The sequence below is a fragment of the Pseudomonas sp. R43(2017) genome, from assembly GCF_002112345.1.
Taxonomy (GTDB): Bacteria; Pseudomonadota; Gammaproteobacteria; order Pseudomonadales; family Pseudomonadaceae; genus Aquipseudomonas; species Aquipseudomonas kribbensis.
In genome coordinates this window covers 125,224-148,773 of the sequence record NZ_NEHJ01000012.1, presented here as the reverse complement: position 1 = coordinate 148,773, position 23,550 = coordinate 125,224, and the positions used below count along the sequence as shown (strand labels likewise).

Sequence of the window (23,550 nt, the reverse complement as noted above, 5' to 3'; positions counted from 1 at the left end):
CGACAGCCTTCAATAATGTTTGGGGGAAATCAAACCACACGAAAAAACCTGTGGGAGCGAGCTTGCTCGCGATTGCAATGTGTCATTCAACTGATGTGTCAGCTGATACACCGCCATCGCGAGCAAGCTCGCTCCCACAGGGTCGATATCTTGTCAGAAAAATCAGTGGTTCACTTCTTGTGCTGCGCCACCCACTCGCCATAGGCATTGATGAAACTCTGCAGGAACGGCTTGACCGACTCGTTCAGCTTGCCCGACTCATCGAACGCCGTACCGGCGCCGCCCAGGTAGGCCTCCGGCTGCTGCATGCACGGCACGTTGAGGAAAACGAAGGACTGGCGCAAATGCTGGTTGGCGCCAAAACCGCCGATGGCACCCGGCGAAACGCTGATCACCGCCCCCGGTTTGCCACCCCAGACACTCTTGCCATAAGGCCGCGAGCCGACGTCAATTGCGTTCTTCAAGGGTGCCGGCACCGAACGGTTGTACTCCGGGGTGACAAACAGCACCGCGTCGGATGAGCCCACTTTTTGCCGAAAAGTGCTGTAGGCTGCCGGCGGTGAATCGCCGTCGATGTCTTCGTTATAGAGTGGCAGATCGCCAATTTCCACAATGTTCAGCTTGAGGTTGGCCGGTGCCAGTTCCGCCAGCGCCAGCGCGACCTTGCGATTGATCGATGCTTTACGCAGGCTGCCGACCACTACCGCGACGTTATAGACATTGCTCATGGGGAAGACTCTCGACTGTCCGTGGGAGGAGCCTGTAGTTATAGATGATCCAGCGACGATTCCACCAGACGACGAGGGATTTTTCCCGCGTCCGGATTATTTTTTTCCTGTAGGAAAACTTACCAAGCTCGATGGCGGTCTACCAAGCCGCAAATCAAGCGTTTTATCTCCAGAGGTTCTAAGCAGATGGCAGCAGTACTCGTCGGTCAGTTCCATGCAAGAGATGCGGAAGGCCGCGTTTATTCCGTGCATGAGTTCCAGGAATCCAACCCGTCGGCAGACGGTTTCACCGGCATGGAGCCTGTTACCACCTACAAACTGGCGATTGGTGATCGGGTCAATAAAATCGACGACAACGAATTCCTGCTGGTTCAGTCGGGCATCACGTTGATTCGCGAACCCGAGCCGACTGTCGCTTCATAACCGATTGTTATGAGCAGAAGTCATCCGCGCCGAGTTGGGGTAGGATTCAGCCACTGACCCCAACGGCCGGACATGGACTTCACGCATGCGTTTACGTCATATCGAGGTGATACAGGCGCTTTTACAGACGGGTCACGTGGGCACCGCCGCCGAATGGCTGCAACTGCCGGCGGGCGATGTCGAGGAGCGACTGCGTGAAGCCGAGAGTCAGTTGGGTTTCATGCTGTTCGCCAGCGTGCGAGGACGGCTTCAGGCCACGGCCGAAGCCCGCGCGCTGCAAGTCGAAATCGCCCACATCTATGATGCGCTGGAGCCGGTACAACGGCTGGCCAGCAGCCTCAAGCAATACCTCGCCCCGCCCCTTCGAATCATCGGCACCCCGCCGCTGGCCCAGCAATTGTTGCCGCAAAGCCTCGCCGCCTTGCGCCGACGCCTGCCGGACGTGCCCTGCACGCTGCTCAGTGAACCCACCCGTCACATCGTTCGCAGTCTGTTGCTGCGCGAGAGCGATCTGGGCCTGAGCCTGCACGATCCCGAGCATCCCGATATCCATTGCCAGCCGCTGGCCCAAGGCAAGCTGCAATTGCTCGCGCCTCACGGCTGGCTGCAACCGAAGCAGAAGTACATTTCGCTGCAGGACCTGGCCGGTCAGGCGATGGTCGGCCTCGAAGGCCAGGACCCGTTGAGTCCGGCGCTGGAGCACAAACTCCAGGCACTGCGCCCGGCACCGAGCATCCACACCCGGGTGCAGACCCATCAGATGATGCGCAGCATGGTCGAGGCCGGCGAAGGTCTGGCCATCGTCGACCCGTTCACCGCGCTGGGTGCCCGGGCCAGTGGAATCGACACTTGCCCGTTGTCACCGGCGGTGCCGGTCAGCCTCTATGCTCTGACCTTCAAGCACGCGCCGCCGACATCGGCAGTCCAGACATTGCTCGGCATCGTTACGGAACAAGCCGAGGCGATGCTGGCGAGCTGATCGGGTTTTCCAGCGGATTATCGAACAATCGATACCAGAACAACGCCACCTCGGCGGTGTTCGGATCAATGCCGCGATAACGCAGATGGTCGATGCCACCGATCACATAACCGCAACGCTCATACAAGCGGCAGGCGCCGAGGTTGTTGTTCTGGGTCTCGAGCATGATCCCCGGCAGTTTTTTCTTGCGGCTCCAGAACTGCGCAACATCGAGCAACGCCTTTGCCACACCATGGCGGCGTGCCGGCGCATGCACCGCCAGCTCATCGATATGGGCGAAACCGTTCCAGTTGGTGCTGATCACCAGATGCCCTACCGGCTGGTCTTCCAGATACGCCATGAAAATCGCACTGTCGGCGGCATCGCGAAAACTGCTGAATTCCTCGGGATCAATGCCGTAGCACTTGCGGTACGGCACGATCGGCGTCACGCCCCACTGCGCGACGGGTTTGCCGATTTCGGCGGCGCCATAGGCGGCGACCTCGAAGCTGAAATCGCTGCCCCAGATATAAGCGGCAAAGCCGTCGTCGGCAACGCGCACCGACAGCCCGGGGTATTTTGGATTCATGACCGGTTGCATACTGGGAAACGCCCTCATTCCTTGACGCAATCGACGGTGTATTGCCGTCCATTGCCCTCGTCTTCGTGTTGCAGTCCGTGCACATCGACCACGAAACCCGGAAAGCTCGCATCGAACGTGCGGGCAAATTTCAGGTAATCGATGATCGACCGGGTGGATTCGGTGAAGCGTTCGCCGGGCATGATCAGCGGAATCCCCGGCGGATACGGCACCAGCATCACCGCCGCGACACGCCCCTCCAGCTCATCGATCGGCACCGCCTCGACTTCGCCGCGCACCAGTTGATCGTAGGCGTGGGCCGGTTTCATGGCGATTTCCGGCAGCACGGTGTACATGCGTTTGAGGTGCCTGGCGGTGGCGTTGCTGCGATAGCAGGCGTGGAGCTGATCGCACAGGTCGCGCAGGCCCATGCCGCGATAGCGCGCCGGATCTTCCTGGGCGACGCACTTCAGGCAGGTGTCGAGACTGACGTTGGCGTCGTAGCTGCGCTTGAACTCCAAAAGCTCGGTCAGCAGCGTGCTCCATTTACCCTTGGTGATGCCCATGGAGAACAGCACCAGAAACGAATACAGCCCGGTTTTCTCCACTACCAGTCCGCGCTCCCAGAGGAAACGACTGACCACCGCCGCCGGGATGCCCTTATCGCTCAGCGCTCCACCAGCGGTCAGGCCGGGCATCACCAGAGTGACCTTGATCGGATCGAGCAGCACGTAGTCGTCGCTGACCTCGCCGAAACCGTGCCAGTCCGCCTCGGGCTTCAGCAGCCAGTCTTCGGTCTGCACCCGATCGATGCCCTCGACACCCGGCGGCTGCCAGATCGAAAACCACCAGTCATTGGCGTCGATGTGTTGCCGCAGATTGGCCAGCGCCCGGCGAAAGCTCAGGGCTTCATCGAAGGTTTCCTGCAACAGCGAACGCCCGGCCGGGCCTTCCATCATGGCCGAGGCCACGTCCAGCGAAGCGATGATGCTGTACTGCGGCGACGTCGAGATATGCATCATGAATGCTTCGTTGAAACGATCGCGATCCAGCTGCCGCGCGCCGCCGTCCTGTACGTGAATCATCGAAGCCTGACTGAACGCCGCCAGCAGTTTGTGGGTGGAATGGGTGGTGAACACCAGCGGGCTGTCGGCGCTGCGCGAGGTGGCCATGCCGTAACGGCCGGCAAAGAATTCGTGAAACGCCGCGTAGGCGTACCAGGCTTCGTCGAAATGCAGGACTTCGACGCTGTTGCCCAGGCTCTGCTTGATCAGTTCGGCGTTGTAGCAGAGGCCGTCGTAAGTGGAGTTGGTAACCACCGCGAGTTTGACCTTCGGCTCCCGGCCCTTGGTCAGCGGGCTTGCATCGATCTTGGCCTGGATCGATTCGCGGCTGAATTCACTCAACGGAATCGGGCCGATGATCCCCAGCTCGTTACGCTCCGGGCACAGGTACAGCGGAATGGCCCCGGTCATGATGATCGCGTGCAACACCGACTTGTGGCAGTTGCGATCCACCAGCACCAGATCATCGCGCCCGACCATGGAATGCCAGACGATCTTGTTGGCGGTCGAGGTGCCATTGATCACGAAAAAGGTGTGATCGGCGCCGAAATTGCGCGCAGCCCTTGCTTCTGCCTCGGCCAACGGGCCAGTGTGATCGAGCAGCGAACCCAGCTCCGGCACCGACACCGACAAATCCGAACGCAGGGTGTTTTCGCCGAAGAACTGGTGAAACGCCTGCCCCACCGGACTCTTGTGATAAGCCACCCCACCGCCATGCCCCGGGGTGTGCCAGGAATAGTTGGAGTCAGCGGTGTGCTGCACCAAGGCTTTGAAGAACGGCGGCAGCAGCCCGTCCAGATACTTGCGCGCCGCCCGTGCAACCTGCCGAGCCAGAAACGGTACGGTGTCTTCAAACAGGTAAAGAATGCCGCGCAACTGATTCAGTTCGGCCATGGCATCGGCCGGGGCGTTTTCCAGGGTGACCTGCTCGCCGAGGGCGAAGATCGGCAGATCCGGCGCCCGCACCCGGGCCAGGCCGATCAGTTCGGCCATGTTCTGTAACAAATGGGAATTGGTGCTGGCGTCTTCGGCGGCAATCAACATGCACGCCAGACCATGGTGGGTCGACGCCACCAGCCGGCCCTCGGTGTAGTCCGTGGCCGAAACGATGCTGAAACCTTCCTGCTCAAGCTCTCGGGCAATGCCGCGAATGCGTTCGCCGGCAACCGTGTCGGCCTTGATGTCGCGGTGGACGATCAACACCGGGAACTTCAGATCTTTGTACATGGGGCTCAGTGTCCTGAGGCGGCGGAGAGTGATCTGCCAATGTCCTCAGGGTAGAGGGTCGGAGCGGATGTGGCGAGGGTGGCCAGTTGTCAGTACTGCCAAAAACAAAAGATCGTCCGAACGCGGCCTGCGCCTTCGGACGATCCTTTTATCTTCAAGCCTGGGCTTCGGCTTCCAGCAACTGCGTCCACAGCGCCGGTGCGCCAGCGGATTTGGCAATGATCTCCAGGCGCACCTGATGCTCGGCCAGTTCCGCTTCGGTGGCGCGAATGATCCGCCCCGGCTTGCGATCCGCCGGCAGACGGCGGATTTCAGTGGCGGAGTTGTCCGCGCCCTCGCCCGTGCCATTACCGTCGGAGGCGTTACCGGCCAGCGACAGGCTGGTCTGGCCACCGGTCATGGTCAGGTAGACGTCGGCGAGAATCTCCGAGTCGAGCAAAGCGCCGTGCAGCTCACGGCCTGAGTTGTCGACGCCGTAGCGTTTGCACAAGGCATCGAGGCTGTTGCGCTGACCCGGGTGACGTTCCCGGGCCATCATCAGGGTGTCGAGGATCGTACAGTGCTGCGTGATGTCCGCGCGATCCTGCTGACCCATCAGGGCGAATTCGTTGTTGATGAAGCCAACGTCGAACGCCGCGTTATGGATGATCAGCTGTGCGCCGTTGATGAACTCGAAGAACTCATCGGCCACTTCGGCGAAACGCGGCTTGCCGACCAGGAATTCGTTGGTGATGCCGTGGACACCGATCGCGCCTTCGTCACTTTCGCGGTCCGGTTGCAGGTAGACGTGAAAGTGCCGCCCCGTCAGGCGTCGACCGATCAGCTCGACGCAACCGATTTCAATGATCCGGTGACCATCGGTCACCGGCATGCCGGTGGTTTCGGTATCGAGTACAACGGATCTGGTGGCCATCAGTGTTCAGCTCTCAACGGGTCAATCGTGCAAAAGCGGCGATGTTAACACGCTGGTGGCGGGAGTCGCGCACCGCCGCTTGATCGGCACTCATGCAGTTTTTAACAATCATTAGCAATGTTCATAAAGTCTGGGGCAAACCGGCTTGTTAGCGTGCGCGGCCTGTTTCCCAGTGGATTTGAGCACGTCATGAAGACTGCATATGTTTTATTGGTTGGCGCCTGCCTGCTGATGGCCGAAGCGCACGCCACCAGTTTCGTCATCAGCACCGACATCACCCTGAGCCTGACGCTCAGCTCCAGCAAAGGCACCAGCGGGTCGTTCAAGGACGACAAGCTCGTGCTGGCCGCCAAGGACGATGCGGCGGCCTTCGTTGCCAGCGACGGAGACATTCGTGGCGCGCAAATGGAAGCGGCGCTCAAGCGGATTCGCAGCCTGTTGCCGGAACTGTCCGCGACCGACCAGCAACTGGCCACGGCCATTCTGATGCTCTGATCAGTCCTGCTTGTAGCCGCGCACTTCATCCACGCCACGGTTGGCCAACTGGTCGGCCCGTTCGTTGCCGTGGTGGCCGATGTGGCCGCGAACCCATTTCCAGGTGACCTTGTGGCGGTTGACCTGCTCGTCCAGCTCTTTCCACAGGTCGGCGTTCTTGACCGGCTCTTTGGCGGCGGTTTTCCAGCCGCGTTTCTTCCAGTTGGCCATCCACTCGTTGATGCCTTTCATCACGTACTGCGAGTCGGTCACCAGCAACACTTCGCAAGGACGCTTGAGGGCTTCGAGGCCGCGAATCGCGCCGAGCAGCTCCATGCGGTTGTTGGTGGTATTGGCTTCGCCGCCCCACAGTTCCTTTTCGACGCCCTTGCACACCAGCAAGGCGCCCCAGCCGCCCGGGCCGGGGTTGCCCTTGCAGGCGCCGTCAGTGAACAGTTCTACGCTATCGACGCTTTCGCTCATGCCAATCTATCCAGAAAAATGCCTGGCCTCGCCGATCACGGATCGACAACGGCCCGGGCCGGGACAGACCCGGCCACAATAAAAGAAGGTTTACGGTTCGATGCGGCGCCGATTGACCTTGGCCATCGGCAACGGAATCAGCTTGCCCATCGGTTCGCGGCGCTCCTGGCGCACCGGACGCAGGCCCACCACGATCTTGCGTGCGACCAGCAGATAGAAGCCGCCGCCCGCCAGTTGCCAGTCGCCGGCCTTGCGTTCCCAGCCGGCCAGACGGGCCTGCCACTTGGGTGACGCGAGCGGCGGACGATAGCACCCGAAGCGGCGTTTCTCCAGCGCAAAGCCCAGCAGGTTGAGCCAGTCGGCGACCCGCGACGGCGAGATGCAGCGCGCCTGGTGCAATGCGTCATGGGCGAACACATGGCGCAGGCCCCAGGTACTCCAGGGATTGATGCCGACAATCAACAGATGCCCGCCGGGGCGCACACTGCTGGCCGCTTCACGCAGCAGGCCGTGGGGCGACAGGCAGAAATCCAGACCGTGCTGCAACACCACCACGTCGGCGGCGTGTTCACTCAACGGCCAGGCCTGCTCTTCGCAGACGATCTCGACACCGGGCAATGGCGCACCGAGCCGCACGTTGCGCTGCACCTGCGGCGCCGACGGCGGTGTTTCCGCAGAAGGCCCGTAATGCACCAGATAGCCGCCGAAGAACCGGCCAAGCTCGTCTTCGAGCATGCGCCGCTCTTCGTCCAGCAAAAATTGCCCGAGGGGACCGGACAGCCATTCACGGGCCGCCCCGATCAGGGCAAGCCAGTCAGGATCGGCCTGAGCGAACGCTTTATCAATCATTGCATTCTCCAACACGCCAGGAACCTCTAAGATGCGCCAATGTTACCCGCTTGGCGAATCCGAAGATGATACAGATCAGTGCCCTGCCCGCCTTCACCGACAACTACATCTGGTTGTTACAGGATCATGCCACCCAGCGTTGCGCCGTGGTCGATCCGGGAGATGCCGCCCCCGTGCAGGCGTGGCTTGCCGCGCATCCGGGCTGGGTGCTGGGCGATATTCTGATCACTCACCATCACCATGATCATGTCGGCGGTGTCGAGACGCTTAAAAAAGCTACGGGCGCGACTGTCTATGGTCCGGCCAGCGAAAGCATTCCGGGACGCGACGTCGCGCTCAAGGACAACGACAAGGTGCGCGTGCTCGGCTGGGACTTCGAGGTCTACGCCGTTCCCGGTCACACCCTGGGGCACATCGCCTATTACCATCACGGCCTGCTGTTCTGCGGCGACACCCTGTTCGCCGCCGGTTGCGGCCGGTTGTTCGAGGGTACGCCGGAGCAGATGCACCACTCCCTCGGTCGTCTGGCGGCCCTGCCGGAAGACACGCTGGTCTACTGCACCCACGAATACACCCTGAGCAACCTGAAATTCGCCGCTGCGGTGGAGCCGGGCAACCCGGACATTGCCGCCCGTCTGGAAAAAGTCAGCCAGCAACGGCAAAACGGGGTCATGACCCTGCCCTCGACCATTGCCCTGGAAAAGCTCACAAACCCGTTTCTGCGTACCAGTGAAACATTAGTTACACAAAAAGTGGACGAACGGAATGGCGCTCAAAACCGGGCGCCGAGTGAGGTTTTTGCGGCTCTGCGGGCTTGGAAAGATAAGTTCTAAGCCGTTCACCACTTGGTACAAAAACGCTGAATGGTTGACCGCAGGGGGTGCGCTTTCTAGAATCGCCCGACATTTTTGCCCGGAACTTACTTCCAGCCAATGTCGTCATCCATACGTAAGTCCGTCAATTCAGACGCATTGACCCGCCTGGCGCAAGCCATCGCGGTGGCTGTGTCCGCCACGCTGGCGGGCTGTTCCAGCCATGCTCCGCAGACTGAAGCGACCCATACGCCGAACATTGCTGCGCGAGCCAAGCAGAAGCCGATCTGGTTGTCCGAGAAGCCCAGCCCGCAGGTGCCCCAAGACATCTGGGAACGCATGCGCGGTGGTTTTCAGCTTCAGGAAGGCCTGGGCGTAAACCCGCGCATCGAGCAACAGCGCCTGTGGTTCGCCAGTAACCCTTCCTTTCTCGAGAACGCCGGCGAGCGCGGCAGCCTCTACATTCATTACATCGTCGAGCGCCTCGAAGAACGCAACATGCCGTTGGAGCTGGCCCTGCTGCCAGTGATTGAAAGTGCCTACAACCCGATGGCCTATTCCCGGGCCGACGCGGTGGGGCTCTGGCAATTCATCCCGTCCACCGGGCGTTACTACAACCTGCGCCAGACCCGTTTCTACGATGGCCGTCGCGACATCACCGCCTCGACCACGGCAGCGATGGACTACCTGACCCGCCTGCACGACATGTTCAACGGTGACTGGCTGCTGGCCCTGGCGGCCTACAATGCCGGCGAAGGCACGGTCAGCCGCGCCATCGAACGCAACGAGAAGCTCGGCCTGCCAACCGACTACTGGAACCTGCCGCTGCCGGCGGAAACCCAGGCCTATGTGCCGAAACTGCTGGCGCTGTCGCAAGTGGTGCTCTCGCCGGAAGCCTACGGGGTCAACCTCAACCCGATCGCCAACGAACCTTACTTCCAGGTCGTCGAAATCAACCAGCGCATGGACCTGTCCAAGGTCGCCGCCGTGGCCAACATCGACGAAGACGAGCTGTTCCAGCTCAACCCGGCGTTCAAGCAGCGCACCACCATCGACGGCCCGCAACACCTGCTGGTGCCGACGTCGAAGGCCCAGCTGCTGACCGCCAGCCTGCAGACCATGCGTCCTGAAGAGCTGATCAGCCCTCGTTCGCTGAAGCCGGTCTTCGAAGGCGCCGACCCGACCGAAGTCGCGAAGCTCAAGCGTGCGTACCGGGTCAAGCGCGGCGACAACCTCGGCTCCATCGCCAAGGCCAACAAGGTCGACGTCAAGGACCTGCAACGCTGGAACAAGCTGACCGGCAAGAACCTCAAGGTCGGCCAGACCCTGGTCATGCAGGACACCAGCAAACGCACCCCGGCCGGCAAGTCCGGCGGGCGCATCAACACCGTGATCGCGGCCAACAGCAAGAGCAAAGCCAAGGACGACAGCAAGCAGCAGACCCAGTACAAGGTCCAGCGCGGCGACACGCTGTATGTTGTTGCCAAGCGTTTCAACGTCGAGATGCAGCATCTCAAGCGCTGGAACCCGGGTGCCGGCAAGGCACTCAAGCCTGGGCAGATGCTTACGGTCTACCAGCCGCACTGACAAAGAGCCCCTGAATTTCAGGGGCTTTTTTTTGCCTGTCATTTTTTGCTGGCAATGCAGGCCACTGCCGCAATTAACCGCGCATTAAGCCCCTGTCTTTTTCCTGTCCATACAAGCTGTTACTGTACGGCCCACAAAGCCCAAGCCGCCTGGATCGGATCTGACTTGAAGCGTCCCCTCCTCCTGCTCCTGATCAGCCTGGCCTTGAGCTCCCCCGCTAGCGCGACGATCACCGAGAGTCACGGTTATGCGCAGTTCGGCATGCTCAAGTACCCGGCCAGATTTACCCACTTCGACTGGGTCAACCCGCAAGCGCCCAAGGGCGGCACATTGCGGGTGATGGCGTTCGGCACTTTCGATACGCTCAATCCCTACACCTTCAAGGGCACCAGCCCGGTCACCACCCCGAATTTCCTGCAGTACGGCATCAACGAGTTGAACGAGCCGCTGATGGTCGGCACCGGTCAGTATTCACCGTCCGGCGACGAGCCGGCCTCCAGCTATGGCCTGATCGCGCAATCGGTGGAATACAGCGAGGACCGCAGCTGGGTGGTGTTCAACCTGCGCCCGGAAGCGCGCTTTCACGACGGCACGCCGATTACCGCCTATGACGTGGCGTTCTCCTATCGGACGCTGCTCAAGGAAGGTCATCCGCTGTACCGCACGGCGCTTCAAGAAGTGTCGAGGGTCGACATCCTCAACCCGCAGCGCATCCGCTTCATCATGAAGCGCTCGGGCAATCCGCTGCTGATCCTGCGCCTGGGCGAGTTGCCGGTGCTGCCCCAGCATTACTGGAAGGGCCGCGACTTCAAGGCCACCACCTTCGAGCCGCCATTGGGCAGCGGGCCTTATCGCATCACTTCGGTGACACCCGGGCGGCAGCTGATTTTCGAACGGGTCAAGGATTATTGGGGCAAGGACTTGCCGGTCAATCGCGGCAAATACAACTTCGATCGCATGGAAGTCGAGTTCTATCGCGACAGCGACGTGGCCTTCGAAGCGTTCAAGGCCGGCGAGTTCGACATCTATATCGAGCATCAGGCGAAGAACTGGGCCAATGGCTACAACTTCCCGGCGGTCCGTCGTGGCGACGTGATCAAGGCGCAGATTCCGCACCAGATCCCGACCCAGAGCCAGGGCCTGTTCATGAACACCCGGCGAGCCACCTTCTCGGACGTCAAGACCCGCGAAGCCCTGGGCCTGATGTTCGACTTCGAGTGGACCAACCGCGCGCTGTTCAGCGATGCCTACCAGCGCACCACCAGTTACTACCCGAACAGCGAATTCAGCGCTAGCGGTCTGCCAGTCGGCCACGAATGGCTGATGCTCAAGCCCTACAAGGATCAACTGCCGGCCCGGCTGTTCACCGAGCCGTTCACGCTGCCACAGACCGACGGACGAGGCATTCCCCGGGAAACCATGCGCAAGGCCCTCGCGCTGCTGGCCGAGGCCGGCTGGAAGCTCAATGGCCAACGCCTGCAGAACGCCGCCGGGCAACCACTGAGCTTCGAACTGCTGCTGGTCAATCCGAACCTTGAGCGGATCCTCCAGCCGTACATCGAGAACCTCAACAGCATCGGCATCGACGCGCGGTTGCGCACGGTGGATCGCGCGCAATACAAGCAGCGCCTGGATCAGTTCGACTTCGACATGATCCTCATGACCCTCAACCAGACCCTCAGCCCGGGGCTGGAACAGTGGCAGTATTTCCACTCGAGCCAGGTCGGGGTCAAGGGCAGCAAGAATTACGCGGGCATCGCCAACCCGGTGGTCGATCATCTGCTTGAGCAATTGCTCGCCGCCCGCACCCGCGATGAACAGGTCGCCGCCGGCAAGGCGCTTGACCGCGTGCTGCTCTGGCAGCACTACAGCATTCCCAACTGGTACCTCAATTATCACCGTCTGGCGTACCGCAACCGGTTCGCCTTTGTCACCACGCCGCCCTACACCCTGGGCCTGAGCGCGTGGTGGCTGAAATCTTCGGAGAAAGGTCAATGAACGCCGTTCGCACCCTGCTCGTGCAGGCTTGCGGCCTGTTGTTCGCCGGGCTGGCCTGCGCCGCCCCGCAACACGCCGTGACCCTGTACAACGAGCCGCCGAAATACCCCGCCGACTTCAAGCATTTCGATTACGTCGACCCCAATGCACCCAAGGGCGGGGTTTTCCGTCAGGCCGGTTTCGGCGGCTTCGACAGCCTCAACCCGTTCATCAGCAAAGGCGTGCCGGCCGATGACGTCGGGCAGATCTACGACACCCTGACCCGGCACAGCCTCGACGAACCCTTCACCGAATACGGCCTGATCGCCGGCAAGATCGAAAAGGCCCCGGACAACAGCTGGGTGCGCTTCTATCTGCGCCCCGAAGCGCGTTTCCACGACGGTCACCCGGTGCGTGCCGAAGACGTGGTGTTCAGCTTCGAGACCCTGACGAAAGAAGGCTCGCCGATGTTTCGCGGTTACTACAGCGACGTCGAAGAAGCCGTCGCCGAAGATCCGCTCACGGTGCTGTTCAAGTTCAAGCACAACAACAATCGCGAGCTGCCGCTGATCCTCGGCCAGTTGCCGGTGCTGCCGAAACACTGGTGGGCCAGTCGCGATTTCAACAAGGGCAATCTGGAAATCCCGCTGGGCAGCGGCCCGTACAAGGTCGCCGAAGTGAAGGCCGGGCGCTCGGTACGATACGAGCGGGTCAAGGATTACTGGGGCAAGGACCTGCCGGTCAATCGCGGCTTCTACAATTTCGATGTGATGACCACCGACTACTACCGCGACAACACCGTCGCCCTGGAAGCGCTGAAGGCCGGCCAGTTCGACTACTGGCTGGAAATGACCGCGAAGAACTGGGCCAACGCGTACAACATCCCCGCGGTCACCGAGGGCCGACTGGTCAAGGAACTGATCCCCAACGGCAACCCGACCGGCATGCAGGGTTTCGTCTTCAACCTGCGCCGTCCGGTGTTCCAGGACGTTCGTGTGCGTCAGGCGCTGGGTCTGTTGCTCGACTTCGAATGGACCAACAAGCAACTGTTCAACAGCGCCTACGTGCGCACCCGCAGTTATTTCGAAAACTCGGAAATGGCCGCCACCGGCCTGCCGGACGCCGATCAACTGGCAATCCTCGACCCGTTCCGTCGCCAGCTCCCGGCGCAGGTGTTCAGCGAAGCCTTCGAAAACCCCAAGACCGATGCCAGCGGCATGATCCGCCTGCAGCAACGCGAAGCCTATCAACTGCTGCAAGAGGCCGGCTGGAAGATCGTCGACGACAAGATGGTCGACACCACCGGCAAACCGGTGGTCATCGAGTTCCTGCTGGCCCAGACCGAATTCGAGCGGGTGCTGCTGCCGTTCAAGCGTAACCTTGCCGACCTGGGTATCGATCTGGTGATCCGCCGCGTCGACGTCTCGCAATACGTCAACCGTGTGCGCTCGCGGGATTTCGACATGATCGTCGGCAGTTTCCCGCAATCCAACTCACCGGGTAACGAACAACGGGAGTTCTGGATGAGCGCCGCCGCCGACAAGCCGAGCAGCCGCAACTCCATGGGCCTGAAAGACCCGATCGTCGATCAACTGGTCGAGAGCCTGATCAACGCCGACTCGCGCAAAAGCCTGGTGGCCCACGCTCGCGCCCTCGATCGCGTGCTGCAATGGGGTTACTACGTGATCCCCAACTGGCACATCAAGACCTGGCGCGTAGCTTACTGGAACCACATCGGCCATCCGAAAGTCTCCCCCAAGTACGACATCGGCATTAATACCTGGTGGGTCAAGCCCGACACGAAACCTGCGGTAGAAGTGCAAACCCAACTGCAAGCCGACCCTGTGGGCACGGAGTAATCAGATGCTGGCGTATATTTTTCGGCGACTGTTGCTGATCATCCCGACCCTGTTCGGCATTCTGCTGATCAACTTCGTGATCATCCAGGCCGCGCCCGGCGGGCCGGTGGAGCAGATGATCGCCAAGCTCGAAGGCTTCGAAGGCGCCACCAGCCGCATCGCCGGCGGCGGTGCCGAAGTGTCGGTGGCCGGCTCCGCCTATCGCGGCGCGCAAGGCCTGGACCCGGCACTGATCAAGGAAATCGAGCACATGTACGGTTTCGACAAGTCGGCGCCGGAACGGCTGTGGATCATGGTCAAGAACTACGCGCGGCTGGATTTCGGTGACAGCTTTTTCCGCGACGCCAAGGTCATCGACCTGATCAAGGAAAAGATGCCGGTATCGATCTCCCTCGGGCTGTGGAGCACGCTGATCATGTACCTGGTGTCGATCCCGCTGGGGATCGCCAAGGCCACGCGGCACGGCAGTCACTTCGACGTCTGGACCAGTTCGGCAATCATCGTCGGTTATGCGATCCCCGCGTTCCTGTTCGCCATCCTGCTAATCGTGGTGTTTGCCGGCGGCAGTTATCTGGACTGGTTCCCGCTACGCGGCCTGACCTCGAACAACTTCGATGAGCTGAGCCTGGGCGGCAAGGTCCTCGACTACTTCTGGCACCTGGCGCTGCCGGTGACGGCGCTGGTGATCGGCAACTTCGCGACCATGACTCTGCTGACCAAAAACAGCTTCCTCGACGAGATCAACAAACAATACGTGGTGACCGCCAAAGCCAAGGGCCTGACCCGCCATCGCGTGCTCTACGGCCATGTATTCCGCAACGCGATGCTGCTGGTGATCGCCGGATTCCCGTCTGCGTTCATCGGCATTTTCTTCACCGGCTCGTTGCTGGTGGAGGTGATCTTCTCCCTCGACGGCCTCGGCCTGATGAGTTTTGAAGCGGCGATCAACCGCGATTACCCGGTGGTGTTCGGCACCCTGTTCATCTTCACCCTGCTGGGGCTGGTGGTGAAACTGATCGGCGACCTCACCTACACCCTGGTCGATCCACGCATCGACTTCGCCAGCCGGGAGCATTGAGATGAACCTGTCCCCGCTCAACCGCCGGCGCTTCGAACTGTTCAAGGCCAACAAGCGTGGCTGGTGGTCGCTGTGGCTGTTTTTGATCCTGTTCGGCCTGAGCCTCGGCGCCGAACTGATCGCCAACGACAAGCCGCTGGTGGTGCACTACGACAACAACTGGTACTTCCCGGCGATCAAGCGCTATCCGGAAACCACCTTCGGCGGCGAATTCCCGCTGGAAGCCAACTACAAGAGCCCGTACATCCAGGAACTGCTCAAGGCCAAGGACGCCTGGGTGCTGTGGGCGCCGATTCCATTCAGCTACCAGAGCATCAACTACGACCTGAAAGTCCCTGCCCCTGCCCCGCCCTCGACGGTGAACCTGCTGGGCACCGACGATCAGGGCCGCGATGTGCTGGCGCGGGTGATCTACGGCTTCCGTATTTCCGTGCTGTTCGCCCTGACCCTGACCGTGCTCAGCTCGATCATCGGCGTAATTGCCGGGGCCTTGCAGGGTTTCTATGGCGGCTGGGTCGACCTGGCTGGCCAGCGCTTTCTGGAGATCTGGTCGGGTTTGCCGGTGCTGTACCTGCTGATCATTCTCGCCAGTTTCGTCCAGCCGAATTTCTGGTGGCTGCTGGGGATCATGCTGCTGTTCTCGTGGATGAGCCTGGTGGACGTGGTGCGCGCCGAGTTCCTGCGCGGGCGCAACCTCGAATACGTGCGTGCGGCCCGGGCGCTGGGGATGCAGAACGGCGCGATCATGTTCCGCCACATTCTGCCCAATGCCATGGTCTCGACCATGACCTTCATGCCGTTCATCCTGACCGGCGCCATCGGCACCCTCACCGCGCTGGATTTCCTTGGTTTCGGCTTGCCAGCCGGCAGTCCGTCGCTGGGTGAACTGGTGGCTCAGGGCAAATCCAACCTGCAGGCGCCGTGGCTGGGCATGAGCGCGTTTGCGGTGCTGGCGCTGATGCTGAGCCTGCTGGTGTTTATCGGCGAGTCCGCTCGCGATGCCTTCGACCCGAGGAAGTGAAATGAATCAGGACAATCTGATCGAAATCCGCGACCTCGCCGTCGAGTTCGGCACGGGCGATCGCGCGCACCGGGTGGTCGAAGGCATCAGCTTCGACATCAAGCGGGGCGAGACTCTGGCGCTGGTGGGCGAATCGGGCTCGGGCAAGTCGGTGACTGCGCACTCGATCCTGCGCCTGCTGCCCTACCCGCTGGCCCGCCATCCGGCCGGCAGCATCACTTATTCCGGGCAGAACCTGCTGGAACTGAGCGAAAAGACCATCCGTCACATCCGTGGCAACCGGATCGCGATGATCTTTCAGGAACCGATGACCTCGCTTAATCCGCTGCACTCCATCGAAAAGCAGATCAACGAGATCCTCGGCATCCACAAGGGCCTGACCGGCAAGGTCGCGACCAAGCGCACGCTGGAGCTGCTGGAAATGGTCGGCATCCCCGAGCCGCACAAACGCCTCAAGGCCCTGCCCCACGAATTGTCCGGCGGCCAGCGCCAGCGGGTGATGATCGCCATGGCCCTGGCCAACGAGCCGGAACTGCTGATCGCCGACGAGCCGACCACCGCGCTGGACGTGACCGTTCAGCTGAAAATCCTCGACCTGCTCAAGGAATTGCAGGCTCGATTGGGCATGGCGCTGCTACTGATCAGTCACGATTTGAACCTGGTGCGAAGAATTGCGCATCGCGTATGTGTCATGCAGCGCGGTTGCATCGTCGAACAGGCATCGTGCGCAGAGCTGTTCCGTTCTCCGCAGCATCCGTACACTCGGGAGCTGCTGGCGGCGGAGCCCAGCGGAGGCCCGGCGAGCAATAAAATCGGCGCGCCGCTGTTGCAGGTCGAGGACTTGAAAGTCTGGTTCCCGATCAAGAAGGGCCTGCTCAAACGCACGGTGGATCACGTCAAGGCAGTGGACGGCATCAACTTCAGCCTGCCTCAGGGTCAGACCCTGGGGATCGTGGGGGAAAGCGGTTCCGGCAAATCCACCCTGGGCCTGGCGATTTTGCGGCTCATCGGCAGCAAAGGCGCAATCCGTTTTGAAGGCAAGCAGCTAGACTGCCTGACGCAGAACGAGGTTCGCCCGTTGCGTCGGGAGATGCAGGTGGTGTTCCAGGACCCGTTCGGCAGCCTGAGCCCGCGGATGTGCGTGAGCGACATCGTTGGCGAAGGCTTGCGGATTCACAAGATGGGCACCGCCGCCGAGCAGGAAGCGGCGATTATTGCGGCATTGAAGGAGGTAGGTCTGGATCCGGAAACCCGGCACCGCTACCCCCACGAATTTTCCGGTGGGCAGCGGCAGCGTATCGCCATTGCCCGGGCTTTGGTGCTCAAACCGGCGCTGATCCTGCTGGACGAGCCGACTTCGGCCCTCGACCGGACGGTGCAGCGGCAAGTGGTGGAGCTGTTGCGTTCACTGCAAGCCAAGTACAACCTGACGTATTTGTTCATCAGCCATGACCTGGCTGTTGTGAAAGCGCTGAGCCACCAGCTGATGGTGGTCAAGCATGGCCAAGTGGTCGAACAGGGGGACGCGCAAAGTATTTTTGCCGCCCCCCAACATCCGTATACACAGCAGTTGCTGGAAGCCGCTTTTCTGGCACCAGCCACTGCGCAATAACCTGAAAGAGGAGCAACACATGGGTTTTCTCGCCGGTAAGCGCGTACTGATCGTCGGTGTCGCCAGCAAGCTGTCCATCGCATCCGGCATCGCTGCCGCCATGCATCGCGAGGGCGCTGAGCTTGCCTTCACTTATCAGAACGAAAAACTGAAAGGTCGCGTCGAAGAGTTCGCACAGGGCTGGGGTTCGAGCCCTGAGCTGTGCTTCCCGTGCGACGTGGCCAGCGATGCGGAAATCGCCAAGGTCTTCGAAGAACTGAGCAAGAAGTGGGACGGCCTGGACTGCATCGTGCACTCCGTAGGCTTCGCACCGGGCGACCAGCTGGACGGCGACTTCACCGAAGTCACCACCCGTGAAGGCTACCGCATCTCCCACGACATCAGCGCCTACAGCTTCGTCGCTCTGGCCAAGGCCGGTCGCGAAATGATGAAAGGCCGCAACGGCAGCCTGTTGACCCTGTCCTACCTGGGCGCCGAGCGCACCATGCCGAACTACAACGTCATGGGCATGGCCAAGGCTTCGCTGGAAGCCGGCGTACGTTACCTGGCCGGCTCCCTGGGCCCGGAAGGCACCCGCGTCAACTGCGTATCGGCCGGCCCGATCCGCACCCTGGCCGCTTCCGGCATCAAGAGCTTCCGCAAGATGCTGGCCGCCAACGAAGCGCAGACCCCGCTGCGTCGCAACGTCACCATCGAAGAAGTCGGCAACGTCGGCGCCTTCCTGTGCTCGGACCTGGCGTCCGGCATCAGCGGTGAAATCACCTACGTGGACGGCGGCTTCAACACCACCGCCATGGGCAACATCGAAGAGTAATCTTCGCGCTGCCGATAAAAAGCCCGCCGATTGGCGGGCTTTTTATCGGCAGCGATTTCGTCAGCATTCCTTTTTCCAGTGGGAGCCAGCCTGCTGGCGAATAGCGATGTATCAATCCACGCCCCCGGTGCGCCTGATACCGTCATCGCGAGCAGGCTCGCTCCCACAATTGAAAAGCACAGCGCTAGACTCAGGTCACTCAACCGTTGATCGAGGCCTTCCCATGCAGCTCAGCCCTTTCCATCTGGCCATTCCCGTATACGACCTCGCCGCCGCCCGGCATTTTTACCGTGAAGTGTTTGGCCTTGAGGAAGGTCGCTCCAGCGATCACTGGGTCGATTTCAATTTCTTTGGTCATCAACTGGTGATTCACCTGGCGCCGAAAAACGCCTCGCAGGAAGCGGCCCATACCAATGCCGTGGACGGGCATGACGTGCCGGTGCCGCATTTTGGTGTGGTGCTGGGAATGGAGGAATGGCACGCCCTGGCCGAGCGCCTGAAATCGCTGGGCACGCGGTTTGTGATCGAGCCGGGGATTCGTTTTCAGGGTCAGGTGGGTGAGCAGGCGACGATGTTTTTGTTTGACCCTTGCGGCAATGCCCTGGAGTTCAAGGCGTTCAAGGATATCGGGCAGTTGTTTGCCAAATAGCAGCGCCTGTACAGACGCCTTCGCGAGCAAGCTCGCTCCCACCTTTTGAAATACGCCTCCTGTGGGAGCGAGCTTGCTCGCGATGAGCCCAGCCCTAACAGCGCTTCAAGGCCTGCTTATGGGCATACATCGCCCCATCCGCATCCGCCAGCAGCTTGTCCACGGTTTCGTGCCGTCGCGGGTCGTATTCGATCTGCCCGACACTGAAGCGAATCGCATACCCCCGGTGCAACGTGGCATTGCGCTCCTCGAGGATTTCCTTGAGCCGCGCCATGATCGCTGTGGTTTCAATGTGGCTGGAGCCGGTCAGCAGCGCAACGAACTCATCGCCACCCAAGCGCCCGACCACGTCGCTCTCGCGAAACGCTATGCGCAACACATCGGCGAAGGTCTTGAGCGCACTGTCGCCCTCGGCATGCCCATAAAGATCGTTGATCTGCTTGAAATCATTGAGGTCGAAAAACAGCAGCGTCGCCGGTTTGTCCATCCGTGCGCAGGCGTCCAGCGCATGCTGGGCCAGCATCTTGAAGCCCCGGCGGTTGGACAGCAGCGTCAGCTCGTCCATGCTCGCCATCTGCACGGCCATCAGTTCCTGCTCGGCCATGCCGGCCAGATCACGCAGCAAATCGCGCTCTTCGTCGTCGAGTTCCCGGGGTTTGGTGTCGATCAGGCACAAGGTGCCCATCTTGTTGCCGCTGGGCACGGTCAGCGGGTAACCGGCGTAGAAGCGGATATTCGGATCGCCGGTCACCAACGGATTATCGTGAAAACGCACGTCCTCGCGGGCATCGGGCACCAGCAGCAATTCATCGTTGAGGATCGCGTGGCCGCAGAACGAGACGTCCCGCGGGGTTTCCGTAGCGTCCAGGCCCACGCAGGACTTGAACCACTGCCGATCCTTGTCCACCAGCGTGACCAGGGCAATCGGTACATTGAACAGGCGCCTGGCCAGACGGGTCAGGCGGTCGAAGCGTTCTTCGGGGGCAGTATCGAGGAGGTTCAATCCATACAGCGCCTGAACCCGAGCCGCCTCATTGGCGGGTTTGCCTGGAACCAGCATCAGTACACTCCATTGTCATCAGTGGTCTTTAGCGTAGACCGATTCGGCGATGACTCAAATGCTCATCCGCCGGCCACCGGGCATGGCCCTCCGGCATCCGCCCACAGCTTGAACTGACTGACGAAGATGTCGTGGGGCACCGGCACCGGTTGCCGCCCCGCTCCGGGGTTCCAGCCCCAGAGCACCAGTTTGTCCTCGCTGACGTGCTTGATCAGCGCGGCGAAGTCCCGGTCGCCGTTGCTGCTGCGGTCCTTGATCATCGCGCACAGGCGATCCGGCGGCAGGCCGATCCAGGCCATCTTGTGCGAGGCCGGCGGCAGGCTCCAGTGCGGTGCGCCGGGTGGTGCGTGGGGGCCGTAACTGGCTGGCGGATTGCTCTCGACGTGGCAGGTGGCGCAAGGCAAACCGGCGGCGCCCTTGCCGTCCATGCCGCGCACCACGTTCATCGCGTGTGGCGTACCGGCGTCGAACTGCAACGGCGAATCCCCGGGAATGTGGCAGTTCTGGCAACGCGGGCTCTGGAACACTTTCTGCACCGTGCCAAAGGCCTTCAGGGCTTCCTGATCGTCAGCGAACAGGTCCGAAGCGTAACCGCCCAGACCGAGCAGAATCACCGTGCCCAACAACAGATGTCGTTTCATCTCACACCCCCGACAGTTGCAGCGGCAGTTCCCGCAGGCGCTGCCCGGTCAGGGCAAACACCGCGTTGGCCACCGCCGGCGCCGTTGGCGGCACGCCGGCCTCGCCGATACCGCCGGGTTTGTCGGTGCTCGGCACGATATGCACCTCGACCACCGGCATCTCGTTCAGCCGCAACACTTGATAGTCGTGATAGTTGGACTGCACGACCTGACCGTCCTTGAGCGTCAGCTTGCTGTGCAGCGCCATGCCCAGGCCGAAAGTGATGCACGACTCCATCTGCGCCGCGATGCTCTGCGGGTTGACCGCAATCCCGCAATCCACCGCACAGACCACCCGGTGCACGCGGATCTTCAGGTTGTCCTGAGACACTTCAGCAACTTGCGCCACATAGCTGCCAAATGACTCGTGCACCGCCACACCCAGCGCATGACCGTCCGGCAGCGGCGCTTTCCAGTTGGCCTTCTCCGCCGCCAGATTCAACACGCCGAGATGCCGGGCGTGATCCTTGAGCAAGGTTCGTCGGTATTCCACCGGGTCCTTGCCCGCCGCCGTGGCCATCTCATCGATCAACGACTCCATGACGAACGCCGTATGGCTGTGGCCCACCGAGCGTAGCCACAGCACGTTGATCCCGGTGGCCGGCGAATGCAGATCGACCTGATGATCCGCCAGCCCCTGGATGTAGGGACTGTCCGCCACGCCCTCGACCGAGGTCTGATCGACGCCGTTCTTGACCATGGTTTTTTCCAGCATGGTGCCGGCCATGATCGACTGCCCGACCAGCACGTGTTGCCACGCTTGCGGCATGCCGTCGGCGCCAAGACCGATCCGCGCCTGATGCAGGAACATCGAGCGGTAGTAGCCGCCGCGAATGTCATCCTCCCGCGACCACACGGTTTTCACCGGCATCGCGGCAGCCTTCGCCACCTGCACCGCTTCGGCAACAAAGTCCGACGTCGGGTTGGCCCGCCGGCCAAAGCCGCCGCCGAGGAATTCGGTGTGGATTTCCACCTGCTCCGGTTTCAGCCCGGTGATCTTGCCGGCGATCATTTGGTCCAGCGTCTGAAATTGCGTACCGGTCCAGATCTCGCACTTGTCGGCGGTGATTTTCACCGTGCAATTAAGCGGTTCCATCGGCGCATGAGCCAGATAAGGCACGCTGTACTCGACATCGATTTTCTTCGCCGCTTTGCCGAAGCTGCCCTTGGCATCCCCGGCCTGACTGGCGGAAATGCCCGGTGTGGCGGCGAGTTTGCGAAAACTCTCCAGCAGCTTTTCGCTGCTCAGATCCGCATGCGGCCCCAGATCCCAATCGACTTTCAATGCATCACGACCGAGCTTCGCCGCCCAGTAATGATCGGCAATCACCGCCACGCCGGTCGGCACCTGCACCACCTTGCGCACGCCGGGAACGGCCAGCGCCTGCGCGCCTTCAAAGGATTTGACGCTGGCGCCAAACACCGGAGCCCGGGCGACCATGGCGGTCATCAACCCGTCGAATTGCACGTCCATACCGAACTTGGCGCGGCCGGTGATTTTCTCCGGGGTATCGAGGCGTTTGGTGGGTTTGCCGATGACTTTCCAGTCCTTGGCTTCTTTAAAGGTGATCGACTTCGGATCCGGCACCGGCAGTTGTCCGGCGGCGTCCGCCAGTTCGCCGTAGGTGGCGCGATTGTCACCGGCAATTACCACGCCGGATTCGGTGCGGATCGTCGACGGCGCCACGTTGAAACGCTTGGCGGCTGCCTCGATCAACATCTGCCGAGCCGTGGCACCTGCGAGCCGGTAACGGTCGAACTCCATCCAGGTCGAAGTCGAACCGCCGGTGATCTGCATCCCGCCAAACGCCGGCATGCCGTAGTCGGCAGCCGAGGCCGGCGAGTGCTCGACGCGGATTTTCGACCAGTCGGCGTCCAGCTCTTCTGCAATCAGCATGGTCAGGCCGGTCCAGATGCCCTGGCCCATTTCCGAATGGCCCAGCAGCACCGTGACGCTGTTGTCCGGCGCAATCCGCAGAAACGCGTTCGGTGCAAAGGCCTTGCCTTCATTTTCCGCTGCCGTGGCAAAGCGGTTGCCGCCGGGCACCACGAACGCCACGACGAGACCACCGCCAAGCACGGCACTGCCCTTGAGAAATCCGCGACGGGATACAGGACTGTTCATCGCTCACCTCCCCTCGCTCAGCCGATGTCGGCGGCACGTTTGACCGCCGCGCGGATTCTTGGATAAGTGCCGCAGCGGCAGATATTGCCGGAGAGCGCCTGATCGATGTCGCTGTCGGTGGGTTTGGGGATTTTCGCCAGCAACGCGGCGGCGGACATGATCTGCCCGGACTGGCAGTAACCGCACTGCACCACGTCCAGCTCCGCCCAGGCCTGTTGCACCGGGTGCGAACCATCGGTCGACAGGCCTTCGATGGTGAGGATTTTCTGGCCATGGGCGACGGCGGTGGCCGGCGTGATGCAGGATCGTAACGGCGCGCCATCGACGTGCACGGTGCAGGCCCCGCACTGGGCCATGCCACAACCGAACTTGGTGCCGGTCAGGTGCGCGACATCGCGCAGAACCCAGAGCAACGGCATGTCCGCGGGGACATCGAGCTCCTGATCCTTGCCATTGATGTTCAAGGTCAGCATCGGGGATTTCCTCAGACTCACGGTGTTCTGAAGGGGCGTTGCGACAGCATTCGATGCCGTGCACGCCTCGGCTTATCCCTTTCAGCTAAGCGCATTTTGCCCCG

At 61.4% G+C, this 23,550-nt stretch carries 22 protein-coding genes; 12 read left to right on the top strand and 10 right to left on the bottom strand.

Annotated features, from left to right (window positions below; genetic code table 11):
- Positions 1–170: 170 nt before the first annotated feature.
- On the bottom strand, positions 171–728 hold the full coding sequence (locus CAG02_RS28980) for an NADPH-dependent FMN reductase (protein ID WP_085708589.1): 558 nt from the start codon (positions 726–728) through the stop codon (positions 171–173).
- 186 nt (positions 729–914) lie between these two features.
- On the opposite strand from CAG02_RS28980, the gene CAG02_RS28975 reads away from it, so the two are divergent.
- Together CAG02_RS28975 and CAG02_RS28970 are read left to right on the top strand one after the other, a co-directional pair.
- Positions 915–1,151, top strand: coding sequence for a hypothetical protein (locus tag CAG02_RS28975; protein WP_085708590.1), 237 nt, complete (start codon positions 915–917; stop codon positions 1,149–1,151).
- Positions 1,152–1,236: 85 nt separating this feature from the next.
- Positions 1,237–2,130 (top strand): LysR family transcriptional regulator, encoded by an 894-nt coding sequence (locus CAG02_RS28970; RefSeq protein ID WP_085708591.1) that lies wholly within the window; start codon positions 1,237–1,239, stop codon positions 2,128–2,130.
- On the opposite strand, the gene CAG02_RS28965 is transcribed toward CAG02_RS28970, so the two are convergent.
- The 3 genes from CAG02_RS28965 to dnaQ form a co-directional block, all read right to left on the bottom strand.
- Positions 2,096–2,710 (bottom strand): GNAT family N-acetyltransferase, encoded by a 615-nt coding sequence (locus CAG02_RS28965; RefSeq protein ID WP_085708592.1) that lies wholly within the window; start codon positions 2,708–2,710, stop codon positions 2,096–2,098. The two genes, CAG02_RS28970 and CAG02_RS28965, sit on opposite strands and share 35 nt — an antisense overlap.
- A 14-nt stretch (positions 2,711–2,724) precedes the next feature.
- Positions 2,725–4,980: an Orn/Lys/Arg decarboxylase N-terminal domain-containing protein gene (locus CAG02_RS28960; RefSeq protein WP_085708593.1), complete on the bottom strand. Its 2,256-nt coding sequence runs from the start codon at positions 4,978–4,980 to the stop codon at positions 2,725–2,727.
- A 154-nt stretch (positions 4,981–5,134) separates the two neighbouring features.
- Positions 5,135–5,893 (bottom strand): DNA polymerase III subunit epsilon, encoded by a 759-nt coding sequence (gene dnaQ, locus CAG02_RS28955; protein ID WP_085708594.1) that lies wholly within the window; start codon positions 5,891–5,893, stop codon positions 5,135–5,137.
- Between the two features lie 189 nt (positions 5,894–6,082).
- Here dnaQ and CAG02_RS28950 point away from each other — a divergent pair, with 189 nt between their 5' ends.
- The gene (locus tag CAG02_RS28950; RefSeq protein WP_085708595.1) at positions 6,083–6,388 is read left to right on the top strand and encodes a DUF2388 domain-containing protein; all 306 of its coding nucleotides are present in this window, start codon (positions 6,083–6,085) and stop codon (positions 6,386–6,388) included.
- On the opposite strand, the gene rnhA is transcribed toward CAG02_RS28950, so the two are convergent.
- Together rnhA and CAG02_RS28940 are read right to left on the bottom strand one after the other, a co-directional pair.
- Positions 6,389–6,850, bottom strand: coding sequence for a ribonuclease HI (gene rnhA / locus CAG02_RS28945; RefSeq protein ID WP_039770807.1), 462 nt, complete (start codon positions 6,848–6,850; stop codon positions 6,389–6,391).
- 90 nt (positions 6,851–6,940) lie between these two features.
- Positions 6,941–7,699, bottom strand: a complete 759-nt coding sequence (locus CAG02_RS28940; RefSeq protein ID WP_085708596.1) for a methyltransferase domain-containing protein — start codon at positions 7,697–7,699, stop codon at positions 6,941–6,943.
- A gap of 65 nt (positions 7,700–7,764) precedes the next feature.
- Between CAG02_RS28940 and gloB the strand changes: the two genes are divergently transcribed.
- The 9 genes from gloB (at position 7,765) to CAG02_RS28895 (ending at position 19,108) form a co-directional block, all read left to right on the top strand.
- The gene (gloB, locus tag CAG02_RS28935) at positions 7,765–8,532 is read left to right on the top strand and encodes a hydroxyacylglutathione hydrolase (protein ID WP_085708742.1); all 768 of its coding nucleotides are present in this window, start codon (positions 7,765–7,767) and stop codon (positions 8,530–8,532) included.
- Between the two features lie 99 nt (positions 8,533–8,631).
- Positions 8,632–10,098 (top strand): transglycosylase SLT domain-containing protein, encoded by a 1,467-nt coding sequence (locus CAG02_RS28930; protein ID WP_085708597.1) that lies wholly within the window; start codon positions 8,632–8,634, stop codon positions 10,096–10,098.
- Positions 10,099–10,263: 165 nt separating this feature from the next.
- Positions 10,264–12,096 carry an extracellular solute-binding protein gene (locus tag CAG02_RS28925; RefSeq protein WP_085708598.1) on the top strand — a complete coding sequence of 611 codons (1,833 nt, stop codon included), beginning with the start codon at positions 10,264–10,266 and terminating at the stop codon, positions 12,094–12,096.
- The gene (locus CAG02_RS28920; protein ID WP_085708599.1) at positions 12,093–13,934 is read left to right on the top strand and encodes an extracellular solute-binding protein; all 1,842 of its coding nucleotides are present in this window, start codon (positions 12,093–12,095) and stop codon (positions 13,932–13,934) included. The genes CAG02_RS28925 and CAG02_RS28920 overlap by 4 nt, the downstream gene beginning before the upstream one ends.
- A gap of 4 nt (positions 13,935–13,938) precedes the next feature.
- Positions 13,939–15,012 carry a microcin C ABC transporter permease YejB gene (locus tag CAG02_RS28915; protein ID WP_085708600.1) on the top strand — a complete coding sequence of 358 codons (1,074 nt, stop codon included), beginning with the start codon at positions 13,939–13,941 and terminating at the stop codon, positions 15,010–15,012.
- A 1-nt stretch (position 15,013) separates the two neighbouring features.
- The gene (locus tag CAG02_RS28910) at positions 15,014–16,033 is read left to right on the top strand and encodes an ABC transporter permease (RefSeq protein ID WP_085708601.1); all 1,020 of its coding nucleotides are present in this window, start codon (positions 15,014–15,016) and stop codon (positions 16,031–16,033) included.
- A gap of 1 nt (position 16,034) precedes the next feature.
- Positions 16,035–17,645 (top strand): ABC transporter ATP-binding protein, encoded by a 1,611-nt coding sequence (locus CAG02_RS28905; RefSeq protein WP_085708602.1) that lies wholly within the window; start codon positions 16,035–16,037, stop codon positions 17,643–17,645.
- Positions 17,646–17,664: 19 nt separating this feature from the next.
- Positions 17,665–18,459, top strand: coding sequence for an enoyl-ACP reductase FabI (gene fabI / locus CAG02_RS28900; protein ID WP_085708603.1), 795 nt, complete (start codon positions 17,665–17,667; stop codon positions 18,457–18,459).
- 223 nt (positions 18,460–18,682) lie between these two features.
- Positions 18,683–19,108 carry a VOC family protein gene (locus CAG02_RS28895; protein ID WP_085708604.1) on the top strand — a complete coding sequence of 142 codons (426 nt, stop codon included), beginning with the start codon at positions 18,683–18,685 and terminating at the stop codon, positions 19,106–19,108.
- A 94-nt stretch (positions 19,109–19,202) separates the two neighbouring features.
- Here the strand turns inward: CAG02_RS28895 and CAG02_RS28890 are convergent, their stop codons facing one another.
- From CAG02_RS28890 to CAG02_RS28875, 4 genes are all read right to left on the bottom strand, one after another.
- Positions 19,203–20,168, bottom strand: coding sequence for a diguanylate cyclase (locus CAG02_RS28890; RefSeq protein WP_085708605.1), 966 nt, complete (start codon positions 20,166–20,168; stop codon positions 19,203–19,205).
- Positions 20,169–20,230: 62 nt separating this feature from the next.
- The gene (locus CAG02_RS28885) at positions 20,231–20,809 is read right to left on the bottom strand and encodes a hypothetical protein (RefSeq protein WP_085708606.1); all 579 of its coding nucleotides are present in this window, start codon (positions 20,807–20,809) and stop codon (positions 20,231–20,233) included.
- 1 nt (position 20,810) lies between these two features.
- Positions 20,811–22,973 (bottom strand): xanthine dehydrogenase family protein molybdopterin-binding subunit, encoded by a 2,163-nt coding sequence (locus CAG02_RS28880; RefSeq protein ID WP_085708607.1) that lies wholly within the window; start codon positions 22,971–22,973, stop codon positions 20,811–20,813.
- A gap of 17 nt (positions 22,974–22,990) precedes the next feature.
- The gene (locus tag CAG02_RS28875) at positions 22,991–23,446 is read right to left on the bottom strand and encodes a (2Fe-2S)-binding protein (RefSeq protein ID WP_085708608.1); all 456 of its coding nucleotides are present in this window, start codon (positions 23,444–23,446) and stop codon (positions 22,991–22,993) included.
- Between the last annotated feature and the right edge of the window lie 104 nt (positions 23,447–23,550).